Raw genomic sequence first — 16,427 nt, forward strand, 5'->3', positions numbered from 1 at the left:
TTTTTTTGTTTTAAAACGCAGACAAAAAGAAATGGAGGAAGCATATATGCCAAAAAAATATTACCTTTATATCAACGGACAAAAGGTCAAAGTCAGTGAAGATATTTATAAAGTCTACTGGCGAGAACGTGAACACGAGAAGTATTTAGAGCGAGTGGACAAGAAAAACCACTTGCTCTTTTTTTCATCCCTAAAGCATGACGGGAATTTTGAAGACAATCTAGAAGATAAAAATGTTGATGTAGAAAAAGTTGTAGCTACACAAATTATGATTGAAGCACTAAGTAATGCTATGTCAAAGTTAAATAAGGATGAACGGGAAATCATTGAAAGATTATATTTCAATGATGAAACACTTCGTTCAGTAGCAAAGACTCAAAATATATCACATCCTGCTTTAATAAAAAGGCGAGATAAGATTTTAGAAAAACTAAAGAAATTTATAGAAGAAATATAATTTCTGGTTACCAAAGAGGGCAAATTTTCCTTTATAAAGTGAGGGGGATTTTGTCCTCTTTCTATTTTAAAAAGAAATCTAAACAATATTTGAACCTTAACAATTGAATAGACCAAGACAAGACATTAATCATTTTTGGAGCGTGATAACCTATTCGCCAAGATCTTTCTGCTGAATAATTCGGCAAAACAAGTACTGCTAAGCTAAAAGCAAGGGAAGAAGAAAGGGAGCGATAAGTAAGAGTTTGAATATAGGGATGGATACCCTATCCGCTTAGAAGAAAATGAGGATAATGATACTTCTAAGGTTGAAGCCGGCTCATCCTGAACAGAGGCGGAGGTGAGATTCCTATGTTGCTAATCCAAGGCACTTGTCAATGTCAAAAAACTTTAAAAATATTAAAATAAATATTTTAAATATATTATTTGGAGGATTTATGATTAACGAAAATATAAAAGGTGTTCGTGTTTCTGAGAAAGCATTTCTAACATTAAAAGAAGCATCTGAATATTTTAATATTGGTCAAGATAAAGTTAGACAATTAACGGATGAAAATGATTGCGATTTTGTATTATTTAATGGTAGTAAGCGTCTTATTAAGAAAAAGTTAATGGAAGAATATTTAAATAGACAGTTCTCTATCTAATCTAAAACTATATATAAAACACGCTTAATGCGGTATAATAATTATAGCGTGTCTTTTATCAAAAAAGGAGAATTTTTATGGTAAAAAGACGCAAAGATAGTAAAGGGGTTGTTTTAAAAGACGGTGAATATCAAAGGTCAAATGGCACTTATGAATTTAAGTGGCAAGACAAAATAGGGCGTAGAAAATCTATCTATGCGAAAACTCTAAAGGAATTAAGAGAAAAGGAATTGGATATTTTACGCAATACTATAGATGGAATCAACAACGAAGGAAGTAGCTTGTCTGTAAATGATACTTTTAAGTTATGGACAAAGGTAAAAAGAGGTTTAAAGGATAATACCTTTAAAAATTACATCTATATGTATCAACAATTCGTCGAACCGACTTTTGGTCGTATTAAACTATCTGATATTAAAAGATCTGATGTTAGAAGTTTTTATAACAGATTAAAGGAAGACCAGGGATTGATGGTTTCTACCATAGATTGTGTCCATACTGTGCTACATCAGGTTTTAGAATTAGCAGTGGATGACGAATATATAAGGTTTAATCCATCTGACAATGCTTTGAAGGAATTGAAAGTAGCTTATCGAAATGAATCTCCGAAGAAAAAAGCCATGACAATAGAAGAACAGGTGCTATTTGAAGAATATTTATCTAATAGTGACGAATATAAAAAATGGTATCCAATATTCATTGTTATGCTTTGGACAGGAATGAGAGTTGGAGAAGTTACAGGATTGCAATGGGACGATCTAGATTTTGATAATGGTCTTATAAATGTAAATAGGACTTTGGTATATTATAGTAAAGGTAAAGGATTAAACAATAGATATGCTATTAATACACCGAAGACAGCATCAGGTAAGCGAAGTATTCCTATGGTTCAAAAAGTAAAAGATGCTTTTCTTATGGAAAGAGAGTTACAAAAGACTTTTGGAATTGAATGTTGTGATTCAATCGATGGATTTAAAGACTTTGTATTTTTAAACAGATTCGGAAAGGTTCACAATAATGGAACACTTAATAAAGCTTTAAGAAGAATTGTTAGAGATTGCAATTTAAGTATAATGGATAAAAATAAATCGAACTCTAATGATATTCTATTAGTTCCACATTTAAGCAATCACATTTTCAGACACACCTTTACTACAAGGCTTAATGAACAAAATATAAATACAAAAGCAATGCAGTCTATTCTAGGTCATTCTGATATTAGTACAACAATGGATATATACGTAGATGCAACAGAAGACTTTAAGATAGAACAGATGGGAGAATTTGAAAAAGCGATGAAATTTATATTTTAGAATTTACGACAGCTTACGACAAATTTACGACAATTTGCTAGAAATCTATAGGCACTTATAGAGAGTTAGCAAATTGTCGTAAATGGAGAAGTACCATAAAATAGACTTTTATAGAGATTTAGACAATTATCTAAAGTAAAGGGGATTTTCCCAACAATGAAGCCAGTTGGAAATAATTCTTCTAGCAATTCAAAAGATGGCGAAGATAACACAAAAGCTAAGAAATTGGACTTATCAAAAGTGAAAGTTGAACCATTATTTGAAGATTTTGTAGATTTTGACAAATTCTCGGAATCTGATTTCAGAGTAGTAAAAGTAAAATCTTGTGAAGAAGTACCAAAATCCAAGAAATTATTAAAATTTACATTGAATGACGGATCTGGAAAAGACAGAATCATATTATCAGGAATTAAAAACTACTACAGCGCAGAAGACTTAGTAGGTAAGGCATTACTTGCAATCACTAACTTACCACCAAGAAAAATGATGGGTGAAGAATCTTGTGGAATGCTTTTATCTGCAATCTGCGAATATGATGGAGAAGAAGTATTGAATCTTATAATGTTAGATTCAAATATTCCAGCAGGATCAAAAATTTATTAATTAAATAAAATCCTTAGACGATAGAAATATATTCTGTCGTCTTTTTTTATTGCCATGAATTTCATATACATTTCATAAAACTTTTGTAACATATACATGTAACAAAGTTAAGGAGATATTTATGATAAAAAATGCGATTGCTTATATAACAAGAAAAAGAAATAGGACTTTGATAATACTGATAATTCTAACACTTGTCTTATCATGTTTGTATGCTTGTTTGAGTATAACGAAATCACAGAAAACACTGGAAAAATCATTGTACGAAACATCAAATTCATCTATTTCAATAACGAAAAAAGATAATAACGGATATTTTGATATAAAAGAATTTGACAAATTGAAACAGATCAAAGATATAAAAGAGGTTTCATATCATTATGAGGGATTAGCCAACGTAACAAATACCAATGTCGTTGAAAGTGATCAGAAAGTTATGCGTGAAGATTTGTCTACAAATATGAAAAATTTAGTATCGATAGATGCTATGACAGATCAAAAACGTAACACATTGTTCACAAGTAACGTGTTTACTATAAAACAAGGCAAGAATTTGGATAAAAATGATGACAATAAGATTCTAGTTCATGAAGAATTTGCAAAGAAAAACAAGCTCAAACTTCACGACAAAATAGGTCTAAAGTTCATGAATATGAATGGAAATGGAGATACAAATAAAGAGACAAAATATGAGATAGTTGGAATATTTTCAGGAAAAAAACAAGAAAAATATACAGGTTTGTCTTCTGATTTTAGTGAAAACTCAATGTTTGTGAATTACAATTCAGCTCAAAATTCGTTGAATATAAAAGACGGTAACAAAATTGCCAATAAAATATCTGTTTACACACAGAATTCAGATTCAATGGATAATATAGTAACTAAAATCAAAAACCAAACTGGGAATTCTTCGAAATACATTATCGAAAAAGATGACAATGCATTCAAAGAAGCTATTGATTCTATAAACGGCGTAAAGCATATCATACAAATGATGACATATTCCATAATGATTGCAGGACTTGTAGTTTTATCGTTGATTTTAATATTATGGCTAAGAGAAAGAATTTATGAAATAGGAATACTTTTATCAATTGGAGTTAGCAAAGCAAAAATAATTGGACAATTCATCATGGAGCTTGTATTTGTATCCTTTCCTGCGGCAGTTTTATCATTCATTAGTGGAGATTTTATTATCAAACTAATTGCATCAGGAATAACAGAATCGGAAAATGCATCATTTACAGGTAGCCTATTAATTACTAAAATATCAGATAAATTAGAAGTGTTTATCAAAAGCTACGGATTGCTTCTATTAATAATAGCAGTTTCTGTGATTATCGCATCGATAATGATATTAATCAAAAAACCAAAACAAATATTATCACAAATAAGTTAGGAGATATAAAATGAATATTTTAGAAATCAAAAACGTATCATACAGTTATTCAAGTTCAAACGAAGAAGTTTTGTCATTAGTTAACAGAGGATTTGAACAAGGAAGATTTTATGCAATAATTGGGAAATCAGGTACTGGTAAGTCAACACTTTTATCTTTATTGGCTGGATTAGATTCACCAGATACAGGTCAAATTTTATTCAAAAACAACAACATCGAAGAAAAAGGACACAGCTATCATAGAAAAAACAATATATCGTTAGTTTTTCAAAACTATAACTTAATAGATTATCTAACTCCTCTTGAAAATATAAGATTAGTAAATAAAAATGCATCAGAAGATATTTTATTGGAATTAGGATTGGATAAAAGTCAAACAAGAAGAAATGTTATGAAACTTTCTGGTGGACAACAACAAAGAGTTGCGATAGCGAGGGCTTTAGTTTCAGAAGCACCAATCATATTGGCAGATGAGCCTACTGGAAACTTGGATGATGTGACTGCTGGTGAAATTATAGATATATTGAAGAAACTTGCAATGGAAAGAAACAAATGCGTAATAGTTGTTACTCATAGTAAAGAAGTAGCAAAAGCAGCAGATATTGTTCTTGAATTAAAAGATAGAAAACTACAAGAAGTAGTTGACAATATTTAGGGAGGAAATTATGATAAAAAACGCATTTGCTTATGTAACTAGAAAAAGTCTCAAATCGATAATTATATTAATTGTAATAATGTTGATGTCAGCTTTAAGTTTGATTAGTTTATCCATCAAAGATGCCACTGACAAAGCTTCAGAAAAAACATTTGGAAATATTACCAACAGTTTTTCAATGGAAATTAACAGACAAGTAAATCCAGGAACACCAAGAGGCGGTGGAAATGTCAAAGGACAAGACATCAAAAAAATCACAGACTCACCTGATATTGAAAGCTATGTAAAAAGAATAAATAGCGTGGCTGATCTGGATGGATTGGATATAATTGAAACACAAGAAGCTTTGGCAAACCAATCCCCAGAACGTGCTAAAAATTTTAAAAGCACTGTAATGTTGACTGGAGTTAATGAATCATCCAAGGAAACAAAATTTGTATCTGGAGCATACAAATTGGTAGAAGGTGAACATTTGAAAAATGATGATAAGAATAAAATTCTTATGCACAAAGATTTGGCAGCGAAAAACAATTTGAAAATAGGTGACAAATTAAAACTAAAGTCTAATTTATTTGATGCAGATAATGAAAAACAAGCCAATGAAACAGTAGAAGTTACAATTAAGGGTTTGTTTGATGGACACAATAACGGAGGTGTGAGCGCTGCTCAAGAATTGTACGAAAACACATTGATTACTGATTTGAATACAGCAGCCAAAGTATATGGTAACACCGAAGATACAGCTGTCTATCAAGATGCAACATTCTTCGTAAAAGGTAACAAAAAACTAGAAGATGTCATGAAAAATCTTTCCAAACTAGATATCAATTGGCAAGAATATAATTTAATAAAAAGTTCATCAAACTATCCAGCATTACAAGAATCCATAAGTGGAATATATGCAATAGCAGATAAATTATTTGTAGGATCACTTGCATTTTCAGGATTAGTAGTAGCTTTATTATTGTTCTTATGGATGAACGCAAGGAAGAAAGAGATTGCAGTATTGTTGTCGTTAGGCATGTCCAAAGCGAAAATATTCGGACAATTTGTCACAGAATTATTGTTAGTTGCTGTACCAGCTTACATTGGTTCATTCTTCTTGGCTAGATTTGCAGGAGATAAAATTGGAAATAATATACTACAAAAAGTTACAGGAAATATCGCAGAAAAAATTGCGAAGCAATCAGCGTCAACTGGACTTGGTAGCGGTGCTGAAGTTGATGGATTCAATAAAACATTGACAAGTCTAGATATTAACATTTCATCAAAAGCCTTAGTTTATGTAGTAGTATTCATGACAATTGTGTTGCTCATATCATTGATTATTTCATCAACAAATATTCTTAGGAAAAATCCAAAAGATTTATTAATAGATACTAAGTAAAATTATCGGGGCATATGCTCCGATAATTTTGTAATTAAAATAAATATTGTATAATAAATAAAAGAGAGGAATAAATTATGAACTTACTTGTAGTAGAAGATGACAAAATGATACGTGAAGGAATTTGTGAATTTTTGTCTGAATTTGGATACAAAACATATCAAGCAGAAGACGGGAAACAAGCCATATCCATATTTGAAAATAACGAAATCAACTTAGCAATATTAGACATTCAACTTCCATACATAAATGGACTTGAAGTTCTCAAAAAAATCAGAGAAACAAGTGATATTCCAGCTATAATGTTGACTGCATTCAGTGATGAAGAATATAAAATCAACGCATTCACAAGTTTAGCAGATGGCTACATTGAAAAGCCATTCTCACTTCCTGTTCTCAAAGTTAGAATAGAATCTTTAATTAAAAAACATTATGGAAATAATGAAACATTTAATTACAAAAACACCGAAGTTAACTTCACAAGCTACACTGCAAAAATAAATGGTGAAAAAGTTGATATAAATGCCAAAGAACTAGAAATACTCAAATATATGATAGAAAATGAAGGTCAAGCACTCACTAGAATGCAAATAATCGATAGTGTATGGAAAGAAACCGATGAAATACCATTTGACAGAGTAATTGATGTTTACATAAAAGAATTGCGTAAAAAATTGCAACTAGATTGCATAGTAACCATCCGAAACGTCGGTTATAAATTGGAGAGAAAATGAAAAATTTAAAAATATTTCCGAAAATGTTCCTGCAAATATTTACAGCGTTAGCATTTACAGTTTTGTTCATACATTTTATGGTGTTTTTAATATTTCCTAAAACATATTTGGAAGATAGAAAACAAGAGATAAATAAAAAAGCAAATGAAATATCCAAGACATTAACAAATAAAGATATAGGATATGTTACACAGTCTTTGGATTTTTATTCTAATAACAACGATATTAAAGCTTACGTTAAAAATCAAAACAACGACAACGAATTAAAAATCAAAGAAATCATTGATTTTGACAAAAAAAGTGACAACAATTCACTTATAATTGAAGAACGAGATATTACAATTAACACTGGAGAGAAAATCTCACTTCAATTCGTATCAACAGCTGATATGAAAAAAGATGCCAAGAATTTGAGTCTAAGATTTCTTCCGTTTTCGCTTTTAATTTCTATGTTTTTCTCAGCAATCATTTCATTAATTTATGCTAAGTTAATCAACAATAATATACAAGAAATAAAACATATTACTGACAAGATGATGAATAGGGACAAAAACGCACTACTTGAAGTAGATTCTACCAATGAGATTGGACAGTTAAAATTGCAAATCAATGATTTGTACACTACATTGTTACATTCGATTGACGATTTGGAATCAAAAAACGAAGAAATTATCAAACTTGAAGAACTAAAATATGACTTTTTTAGAGGAGCATCACACGAACTCAAAACTCCTGTAGCGAGCCTCAAAATAATTTTGGAAAATATGAAGTATAACATAGGAAAATACAAAAACAGAGATTTGTATATAGACGAATCTCTTAAAATAATTGATGGATTGTCACATAGCATTTCACAAATACTTACATTGTCATCAATTGAAAACTTGAAAAATGACGAAGAAAATGTAGAGATTTTACCAATATTAAATGATATAATTAATAAGCAGGAAGTAATTGCAAATCAAAAACACATCACAATCGACAATCAGATTACAGATGAAAAAATTTATATAGGAAAATCGGCACTAAAAATTATACTTTCCAATGTAATTGGAAACGCTGTAAAATACACTGATGAATATGGGATAATTACCATAAAATCAGATGGAGAATGGTTTGAAGTAATTAATACTTGCGAAAAGGCAAGCGAATTAGATACCACTAAAGTGTTTGATGTGAATTGTGATTTGAATAAAGAAAACAGCAATGGACTTGGGTTGTATATCGTGGGAAATTTATTAAATAATTACAAAATCGATGCAATCATTGAAACACAAGAAGAAAACGTAACATTCAAAATCAAGTTATAAAGGAGAACAAAATGTATATTTTAGAATTGAATCAAAATGGTGAAGCGACAGAATTAGCGTTATTTGACACAATTGAAGAAGGAAGAGAATTTATCAAGAAAACAAACTGCTACGAAATCACAGAAGAAGATGGGTTTGTATATGAATATATCATTCCTGAAAAACTAGGTGAATACGTTGAACTAGAATACAATGGAAATATAATTCCAATAACCAAATTCATGTTTACAGAAGAAGGAAAAGCGGAAATATTTTGGAAAGAAATTCCGAATCTTTCAGAAAAAGGAAATGGAATAGTAGATAGTTCTACGAGAGTAGACGCTTATGTAATAGCTAACAAAGATGTGAAAACTTATATTGAAGCAAGAGAAAAATCCTACAACGAAGTAAAAAAATACTTGCAAGAAAAAGGATATGACGTAGACAGGGCTTACTTCGGATCAGAAGATGGAGAAGCAATAGTCTACAGAAAAAACGAAAAAGATGAATGGCACTTCTTAACACATATGGATCCATCATTTTTTGAAGACAAAACACCACAAGAAATAATCGACGAGATAGAAGAAGATTTAAATTAAATAGAATAAAATAGCATAGCTCTTCTTAAAGAAAATAAGAAGAGCTTTTTAATTTTTATATAATCCTTGACAAAATAATAAAAACACTCTAAAATGATAATGCAAATAATTTGCATTAATAAATTATTATTTGGAGGGTTTATGAAAAAAATTTATAGAATATTATTATTAGCTCTTATGATTGGTGTGGCATCAGGATGTACTAGACAAAACAATGATGTTAACAATCAAAAGGTTCAAGAACAAAAAGAAAAAAGTGATGACAAATCAACTGAAAAGTCAGATTCAAAGAAATTATATGTTAGTTTTTATCCGATTGAATATATGGCAAAAGAAATCGCTAAGGATAAAATTGAAGTGGTAAATGTTATGCCAAAAGGCGCTACAGTTCATGATTGGGAACCAACTGCACAAGATATTAAAAATTTATCTGATTCAAAGATGCTTATTGTTAACGGTCTTGGATTGGAAGGTTGGTTAGAAGATGTTAAATCTAGTTTAAAAAACACGGAAATAGTTGATTCATCTACAAATATTGATAAGATTAAAGCTGAAGAAGACCACGACCACGACCATGAAGAACACGACCACGACCATGACCACGAAGAAAAAGGTCACGATCATGATCACGAAGAAAAAGAACACGGACATGATCATGAACATCATCACCACGGTGAATTTGATCCACATGTTTGGATGAGTCCAAAACAAGCTAGAATTCAAATGAAAAATGTGTATGAAGCTATTATTAAATTTGACTCTGAAAACAAAGATTTCTATGAAAAGAATTACAAAGAATTAGATAAAAAGTTTGAAGAATTAGACAAAAAATACGCTGAAGTTTTGGCACCACAAAAGGACAAATATTTCATCGTGCCACATGAAGCTTTTGGATATTTAGCTAGAGATTATGAAATAAAACAAGTACCTATTGAGGGTATTAATTCAGATTCAGAACCTGATTTAAATAAGATGAAAGAATTGACTAATTTCGCAAAATCACATAAGATAAATACAGTATTTTATGAAATGGGAGAAAGCGATAAGATTGCAAATTCTTTGGCTAAGGAAATCAACGCAAAAACTGCTGGTTTGTCCACGATAGAAGCTAAGACTCAAGATATCGAAGATGGAAAGGACAATTATTTTTCATTGTTAGAGAAAAACTTGGATGCAATCTCACAAGCAAAATAATATGAATAGTATAATTAGTGTAGAAAATTTGAATTTTTCGTATAGAAACGAAAAACTATTAAGGGATATAAATTTTAATATCGAAAAGGGAGATTTCGTAGGGATAACCGGAGCTAATGGCTCCGGTAAATCTACGTTATTGAAACTTATTTTAGGATTTCTGAAAGCAGATAGTGGTGAGATTAAATTTGCCGGAGGAAGGGACAATTTTAGTTTTGGATATGTTCCTCAAAATAATCACGAAAAGAGCATTTCTTTTCCTATTACTGCATGGGAAATCGTGGCTATGAATGTAAGCGATGATGAGAATATGAAAGCTAATGAAAAAATCGAAAACGCGTTGTCTATTGTAGAAATGAAAGATAAGAAAAATTACGACTACAATAAGATGAGCGGTGGAGAACAGGAAAGAGTCATGATTGCAAAGGCGTTGGCTAACGATCCACAAATTTTGATTTTTGACGAACCTACTGCAGGACTAGATCAACGAAGCAAGGAAAATCTGTTTGATTTGTTGAAGCATTTGAATATTCATCATAATATAACGATTCTGGTGGTTACTCATGAGCTGGATTTTACTAAAGATTATTTTAACAGGATTTTTAGATTGGATAATGAATTTGTTGAGGTGAAACATGTTTGAGATGTTTTCTTATGATTTTATGAGAAGAGCTTTTATCGTGGGGATACTAGTGTCAATTATTGTTCCTTTGATAGGAACCTTTGTCGTTAACAAGAAAAACTCCATGGTAGGAGATGCTTTGAGTCACAGTTCCTTAGCTGGTGTTGCCTTGGGACTTATTTTTGGAATAAATCCTGTTATAGCGGCGATTTTCGTATGCGTGATTGCAGCTTTTGGAATAGAAATCATCAGAAAAAACTTTGCCAAGAGTTCTGATTTGTCAACTGCGATTGTGATGAGTAGCGGTATTGGACTTGCGGCGATCTTGTCAGATTTTGTTCCTGGCGCTGCGAATTTTCAATCATTTATGTTTGGATCTATTGTAGCTATTCCAGATATTGAATTGTACACAGTAATTATTGTGAGTTTTATTGTTATTGTGACTTATGTGCTGTTGTACAAAAAATTAGTGTATATTATCTTTGATGAAGATGGAGCTAGATTGTCTAATATCAACGTAGGACTTATCAATAAAATATTTACTTTTTTGATAGCTATCACTGTTGCTATTGCGTCTAGAACTGTCGGTGCACTTATGGTTTCAAGCTTGATGGTTATTCCTGTGTCTTGTGCAATAATGGTATCTCATTCTTTTAAAAGAACTGTGATTAATTCGTCTTTATTTGGAGTATTGTTTACGATTATCGGTATCAATATGTCTTATTATTTTCAATTAAAACCAGGTGGCTCAATTGTGTTGACAGGACTTTTAGTTCTGATAATTTTGATGATAGTAAATAAATTTAGAAAAAATAATTAACTGTAAACACTGCATTATGAATTGTGAATTAATTTATTTTGTGGTGTTTTTTGGTGTATAAAACGTTGTAATTTGCAATTTTTACAAGTATAATAAAAAGATAGGAGGCGATAGCATGAACAAAATGATTAAAAAAATAATGATATTAACATTGGGAACATTAATACTTACTTTTGGCTTTTTCTTTTTTATAATGCCTTTTAATTTAACTATTGGTGGAATGTCTGGTATTGCGATGAGTTTGAACGCTTTTGTTCCACAAATCCCAACGGGTATTTTTGTTATGATTATGGATACTATTTTGTATATTATAGCGTTTATAATTTTGGGAAAAAGTTTTGGGGTTTTGTCGATATATTGTTCTTTTATTTTTGCAAGTTCAACGACACTATTGGAAATTTTGCTACCAAATTTTAAACCTTTGACTGATGATATTTTGATTAATTTGATTTTTGGAATTATTATTTCCGCTGCTGGTATGGCATTGGTTATCAACCAAGGTGCATCGACTGGCGGTACGGATATTATCGCTATGATAATCAGAAAATATTTTTCAATTGATGTGGGTAAGTGTATGCTTGTAGCAGACTTTTTCGTTGTGTTACTTGGTATGTATACTTTCGGAACAAAAAGTGGAATGTATGCTATGCTTGGAATTTTCATAAACTCAATTGTCATTGACAAAGCTATCGCTGGTCTAAATACAAGGGTAAATATGATGATAACAAGCGATAAATACAAGGAAATTAACGCTTATATTATAGATCAAATTTCAAGAGGATCCACAATTTATAAAGCAGTTGGTGGTTTTTCTGATAATGAAAAATTTGTTATTAATACGATTGTTTCAAGAGGAGAGTATATTAAGATTAAAAACTACGTGAAATCTATTGATCCTAAAGCATTCGTATGTATTTCGTATGTCAGTGAAGTGGTTGGTGAAGGATTTACTTACGATCCAGTGGATAATCCAGAGCTTGAAATACTTCCTGGTGGAATGAGTTAGAATGGAGAAGAAATGTATAAATTAGGACAAAGAGAGAATTTAAAAATTGATAAGATAAATACGGAAGTTTTGTTGAAAAAAGACAACGAAAATAATTTTGTTAGAATGAATGTAGACGAACTTTCTGGAGAAAAAGTTGGCGATGTTGTAGATGTATTCATTTACAATGACAATAAAAAACTAATGGCAACGAAGAAGCAACCTAAGATTGAATTGGGTAAGATTGCAAGACTAGAAGTAAAAGATATTACTAGAATTGGTGCTTTCTTAGATTGTGGCTTAGATAAGGATATTTTGTTGCCATTTAAGGAACAAACTTCAAAATTGGTAAAAGGTCAAAAATATTTAGTGTATTTGTATATTGATAAGTCGAACAGATTGGCACTTACTATGAGAATTAAAAATTTATTGAAAAACGACAGCAACTATGTTAAGAACGATTGGGTAGAAGGCGTTATATACAACATAGTGGACGGTCTAGGAGCTTTTGTAGCTGTAGACAATAAATACGAAGGACTTATTCCTGCAAGTGAATTAACGGGCGTTGTAGACCTTGGAGAAGAAGTCAAATGTAGAGTTACAGATGTGAAGTCTGATGGAAAATTAGATTTGTCATTTTTTGAACCTGCATATAAGCATATCTCATCAGATGCTGATGTTATTATGGAAGAACTTAAAAACTCAGATGGATTTATTAATTTTAACGATAAAACAGACGCCAATAGAATTAAATCGGTATTTAATATGTCAAAATCCAGTTTCAAAAGAGCTGTTGGAAGACTATTAAAAGAAAATATGATACAATTTTATAAAGACGGAATAAAATTAACTAGTAAAGGGAGAGGTAATAATGGAAGACAACAAAGATAAAATATTAGCAGTAGTAAATGGTGAAGAAATTAAACAATCAGAAGTTGATAATTTTATTCAAGCTTTAGGTTATAGAGGAGCACAATTCAATAACGAAGAAGGAAGAAAAAGATTAACTGATGAATTAATCAATAGAAAACTTTTATTCTTTGATGCTAAGAAATCTGGCTTAGATAAAGATGAAATATATGTAAAAGAAGTTAAAAAACAATCCGAAGAATTGTTGAAGGATTTTGCTATGGCTAACATAATCAATTCTGTTAGAGTATCAGATGAAGATTTGAAGGAATATTATGAAAACCACAAAGATAATTTCAAAGTTCAACCAACATTCACAGCTTCTCACATTTTAGTTGAATCTGAAGATTTGGCTAATGAAATTAAAGAAAAAATCGATAACGATGGTGATTTTGCACAATTAGCAAAAGAGTATTCTACATGTCCATCAAAAGAACAAGGTGGAGATTTGGGAACATTCCAACAAGGTCAAATGGTTAAGGAATTTGAAAATGCTTTGATTGAAAATGAAATTGGAGATATCGTAGGACCTGTTAAAACACAATTCGGTTATCACATTATCAATATTAAAGATAAAACTGAAGGAAAAGTAAAATCTTTTGAAGAAGCTAAGAATGAAGTTAAACAAACACTATTACAATTGAGACAACAACAAGCATATATAGACGCTACAGACAAATTACAAAAAGAATACAAAATCGAAAAATTTTATTAATAACAAATGGAGAAGTTAAATGAATAATCTTAAGAAGAAGATAGTAGCTTTATGTCTAACATTTAGTATGGTATTTAGTACAGGCACTGCTGTATTTGCGAAAGAACAAGATGATAATGCAAGTCCTAAAAAAGTAGAGTCAACTATGAATAGAATTGAAGGGCGAGATAGATTTGCCGTTGCAAATAAAGTGATGGAAGATTATTATCAAAACTCTAAAAAAGTAGTGCTTGTATCAGCGATAAAATTTCCCGACAACATCAGTTCTACTGTAATGAGTCAAGGACAAATCCCGATCTTATACACTTATTCAGATAAATTAGACGCATCTACTGAAAAACTTTTAAAATCAAAAGATTTGGACGAAGTCATAATTATTGGTGGAGAAAAATCTGTTAGTAAGGCTGTTCAAAATCATATCGAAAATGATTTAAAAATAAAAGTTGTAAGATATTCTGGATACGACAGATATGCAGTTAATGCTAAAATAGTTTCTGAAAAGTTCTCTAGCAAAAATGCTGAAAAACAAAACTTGGTTGTAGCTAGTGGAGAAGTATTCGCAGATGCTATTAACGCTACTTCCTTAGCACAAAAACACAATGCACCAATATTATTAGTATCGAAAAACAAGATTTCTAGCGACACAAAAGATTATTTACAATCTTTCTATAAAGGAAATATAGGTAAAATTTTTGTAGTCGGTGGACAAAATACAGTTTCTGATAAAGTTGTTCAAGAAATCAAAGCTATTACTAATGTTAAGCCACAAAGAATTTTTGGCTCGAACAGATATATGACATCTGTCAGAGTTGCAAACGCAAGTTTTACTGCACCAACTAAAGCGATATTTGCTAGTGGTGAAGTTTTTGTAGATGCATTAGTAGCGGCACCACTTTCACAAAAGCTAAAAGCACCAATACTATTGGTTTCAAAATCATCCATTACAAGTGATGTAAAATCATATATTGGTAGTAATTCTTTTGAAGAAATGTATATTGTAGGTGGAAAAAATACAGTATCAGAAAAAGTAAAAGATTTGATTTTGGATAACAAATCAGACGAAACTATTACAACTGATCCGAAGTATCCTGGCAAGAAAGTTATTCGTAGAAAACCATTACCAGGATTAGAAAATGAACAAGAATTTCCTGTTCAAATCAGTGATGATACAATTGTAATGGTACGTGGTCATTACGATGACGAAATGGCAGATGAAATACTAAGACTTTTGAATCAATATCGCAAAGAAAATGGACTAAAAGCATTAAAACAAGATAATTCATTATCACCAGTTGCAAAAACAAGGGCAACTGAAATTGTTCATTTATTTGAACACGTTAGACCAAGAGGTGGATTGGTAACTGATATTTCTAACATCAATGGAGAAAATATCTATAATGGCCCATACACTGCAAGTGGTGCAATGGAAGCTTGGAAAAATTCTCAAGGACACAATGAAAATATGTTGAGAGAAGTGTTCACAAGAGTTAAAATAAAAGTATTCGTTACAAAAGCATATTACGAAGATTCTGATCAAACTTATGACAGATATTACGCAGTTCAAATATTTGGAATTTGATATCAGATTTTATCTAAAATTATATGATGTTATAATATTGACAAGAAATCGAAATATAAATTAAAAGAAATATTTAATTTTTGCAATTTAATAAAAAATATACGAGATTCATAATATGACCCTAACACAATATTTACAGATTATTGTAAGATTGGGGGCAGTATGAGTCTCTTTTTTTACATTAAAAATAGTGGGAAATTACGGCAGTTTGATAAAATATTATGATATTAGTGATTTTATATACGTTATTAAAATAAAATAAAACCAAGAATATAACAAAATTTAAATAAATCTGTTAAAAATCTATTGAATTACTTGCTCTTTTTTAAATTGTATTGTAAAATAATTTGGGTTTAAAATGCAATATGTATTTTACATATAAAACAACATAAAATAAGACCAGCTATCAAATGTCAAGAGAAAATAAAAAATAATTTATCTTGAAATTTAAGGCATGTCAAACAAGCCTAAAAAATTAGGCTTAGAAAAATTTAATAAGAATTACACAACAACTAAATATT

16 protein-coding genes and 1 pseudogene are annotated in these 16,427 nt (G+C 30.5%); all 17 read left to right on the forward strand.

The features are described 5' to 3' along the window. The first annotated feature begins 46 nt into the window (after window positions 1–46). Window positions 47–457 (forward strand): sigma-70 family RNA polymerase sigma factor, encoded by a 411-nt coding sequence (locus ACU68U_RS08590; protein WP_446763149.1) that lies wholly within the window; start codon window positions 47–49, stop codon window positions 455–457. 436 nt (window positions 458–893) lie between these two features. Next, a complete protein-coding gene (locus tag ACU68U_RS08595) occupies window positions 894–1,103 on the forward strand; it encodes an excisionase (protein ID WP_009345237.1) in 210 nt (69 codons plus the stop codon). 77 nt (window positions 1,104–1,180) lie between these two features. Continuing rightward, window positions 1,181–2,416 carry a tyrosine-type recombinase/integrase gene (locus ACU68U_RS08600; protein WP_019132791.1) on the forward strand — a complete coding sequence of 412 codons (1,236 nt, stop codon included), beginning with the start codon at window positions 1,181–1,183 and terminating at the stop codon, window positions 2,414–2,416. Between the two features lie 222 nt (window positions 2,417–2,638). Continuing rightward, window positions 2,639–3,019, forward strand: a pseudogene (locus tag ACU68U_RS08605) (hypothetical protein); the annotation flags it as partial. A gap of 121 nt (window positions 3,020–3,140) precedes the next feature. Further along, entirely contained in the window at window positions 3,141–4,418 is a 1,278-nt protein-coding gene (locus ACU68U_RS08610; RefSeq protein ID WP_446763146.1) for an ABC transporter permease, read from the forward strand. 10 nt (window positions 4,419–4,428) lie between these two features. Beyond that, the gene (locus tag ACU68U_RS08615) at window positions 4,429–5,073 is read left to right on the forward strand and encodes an ATP-binding cassette domain-containing protein (protein ID WP_094207262.1); all 645 of its coding nucleotides are present in this window, start codon (window positions 4,429–4,431) and stop codon (window positions 5,071–5,073) included. 10 nt (window positions 5,074–5,083) lie between these two features. Next, a complete protein-coding gene (locus ACU68U_RS08620) occupies window positions 5,084–6,460 on the forward strand; it encodes an ABC transporter permease (protein WP_446763147.1) in 1,377 nt (458 codons plus the stop codon). A gap of 77 nt (window positions 6,461–6,537) precedes the next feature. After that, window positions 6,538–7,194, forward strand: coding sequence for a response regulator transcription factor (locus ACU68U_RS08625; protein ID WP_094203785.1), 657 nt, complete (start codon window positions 6,538–6,540; stop codon window positions 7,192–7,194). Beyond that, window positions 7,191–8,504 carry a sensor histidine kinase gene (locus ACU68U_RS08630; RefSeq protein WP_094207260.1) on the forward strand — a complete coding sequence of 438 codons (1,314 nt, stop codon included), beginning with the start codon at window positions 7,191–7,193 and terminating at the stop codon, window positions 8,502–8,504. Before ACU68U_RS08625 ends, ACU68U_RS08630 begins: the two co-directional genes overlap by 4 nt. Window positions 8,505–8,515: 11 nt before the next feature. Then, entirely contained in the window at window positions 8,516–9,082 is a 567-nt protein-coding gene (locus ACU68U_RS08635; protein ID WP_094207259.1) for a hypothetical protein, read from the forward strand. A gap of 141 nt (window positions 9,083–9,223) precedes the next feature. Next, entirely contained in the window at window positions 9,224–10,276 is a 1,053-nt protein-coding gene (locus ACU68U_RS08640; RefSeq protein WP_094224800.1) for a metal ABC transporter solute-binding protein, Zn/Mn family, read from the forward strand. Between the two features lies 1 nt (window position 10,277). Then, on the forward strand, window positions 10,278–10,919 hold the full coding sequence (locus ACU68U_RS08645; RefSeq protein ID WP_094207285.1) for a metal ABC transporter ATP-binding protein: 642 nt from the start codon (window positions 10,278–10,280) through the stop codon (window positions 10,917–10,919). After that, complete coding sequence (locus ACU68U_RS08650) at window positions 10,912–11,718, forward strand: metal ABC transporter permease (protein ID WP_094207257.1); 807 nt, start codon at window positions 10,912–10,914, stop codon at window positions 11,716–11,718. Before ACU68U_RS08645 ends, ACU68U_RS08650 begins: the two co-directional genes overlap by 8 nt. 115 nt (window positions 11,719–11,833) lie before the next feature. Further along, the gene (locus ACU68U_RS08655) at window positions 11,834–12,724 is read left to right on the forward strand and encodes a YitT family protein (protein ID WP_446763148.1); all 891 of its coding nucleotides are present in this window, start codon (window positions 11,834–11,836) and stop codon (window positions 12,722–12,724) included. Between the two features lie 12 nt (window positions 12,725–12,736). Next, window positions 12,737–13,594, forward strand: coding sequence for a CvfB family protein (locus ACU68U_RS08660; protein ID WP_094207255.1), 858 nt, complete (start codon window positions 12,737–12,739; stop codon window positions 13,592–13,594). Continuing rightward, entirely contained in the window at window positions 13,575–14,327 is a 753-nt protein-coding gene (locus tag ACU68U_RS08665) for a peptidylprolyl isomerase (RefSeq protein ID WP_094208716.1), read from the forward strand. Before ACU68U_RS08660 ends, ACU68U_RS08665 begins: the two co-directional genes overlap by 20 nt. A gap of 19 nt (window positions 14,328–14,346) precedes the next feature. Further along, window positions 14,347–15,906, forward strand: coding sequence for a cell wall-binding repeat-containing protein (locus tag ACU68U_RS08670; RefSeq protein ID WP_094207253.1), 1,560 nt, complete (start codon window positions 14,347–14,349; stop codon window positions 15,904–15,906). Window positions 15,907–16,427 lie beyond the last annotated feature (521 nt).

The sequence above is a fragment of the Finegoldia sp. P3-F-LR genome (assembly GCF_052932165.1).

Excerpts from the sequence above, each read along its gene's own strand:
- ACU68U_RS08590 (WP_446763149.1), top strand. The coding sequence starts at position 47 with ATGCCAAAAAAATATTACCTTTATATCAACGGACAAAAGGTCAAAGTC.
- ACU68U_RS08595 (WP_009345237.1), top strand. The coding sequence starts at position 894 with ATGATTAACGAAAATATAAAAGGTGTTCGTGTTTCTGAGAAAGCATTT.
- ACU68U_RS08600 (WP_019132791.1), top strand. The coding sequence starts at position 1,181 with ATGGTAAAAAGACGCAAAGATAGTAAAGGGGTTGTTTTAAAAGACGGT.
- ACU68U_RS08610 (WP_446763146.1), top strand. The coding sequence starts at position 3,141 with ATGATAAAAAATGCGATTGCTTATATAACAAGAAAAAGAAATAGGACT.
- ACU68U_RS08615 (WP_094207262.1), top strand. The coding sequence starts at position 4,429 with ATGAATATTTTAGAAATCAAAAACGTATCATACAGTTATTCAAGTTCA.
- ACU68U_RS08620 (WP_446763147.1), top strand. The coding sequence starts at position 5,084 with ATGATAAAAAACGCATTTGCTTATGTAACTAGAAAAAGTCTCAAATCG.
- ACU68U_RS08625 (WP_094203785.1), top strand. The coding sequence starts at position 6,538 with ATGAACTTACTTGTAGTAGAAGATGACAAAATGATACGTGAAGGAATT.
- ACU68U_RS08630 (WP_094207260.1), top strand. The coding sequence starts at position 7,191 with ATGAAAAATTTAAAAATATTTCCGAAAATGTTCCTGCAAATATTTACA.
- ACU68U_RS08635 (WP_094207259.1), top strand. The coding sequence starts at position 8,516 with ATGTATATTTTAGAATTGAATCAAAATGGTGAAGCGACAGAATTAGCG.
- ACU68U_RS08640 (WP_094224800.1), top strand. The coding sequence starts at position 9,224 with ATGAAAAAAATTTATAGAATATTATTATTAGCTCTTATGATTGGTGTG.
- ACU68U_RS08645 (WP_094207285.1), top strand. The coding sequence starts at position 10,278 with ATGAATAGTATAATTAGTGTAGAAAATTTGAATTTTTCGTATAGAAAC.
- ACU68U_RS08650 (WP_094207257.1), top strand. The coding sequence starts at position 10,912 with ATGTTTGAGATGTTTTCTTATGATTTTATGAGAAGAGCTTTTATCGTG.
- ACU68U_RS08655 (WP_446763148.1), top strand. The coding sequence starts at position 11,834 with ATGAACAAAATGATTAAAAAAATAATGATATTAACATTGGGAACATTA.
- ACU68U_RS08660 (WP_094207255.1), top strand. The coding sequence starts at position 12,737 with ATGTATAAATTAGGACAAAGAGAGAATTTAAAAATTGATAAGATAAAT.
- ACU68U_RS08665 (WP_094208716.1), top strand. The coding sequence starts at position 13,575 with ATGGAAGACAACAAAGATAAAATATTAGCAGTAGTAAATGGTGAAGAA.
- ACU68U_RS08670 (WP_094207253.1), top strand. The coding sequence starts at position 14,347 with ATGAATAATCTTAAGAAGAAGATAGTAGCTTTATGTCTAACATTTAGT.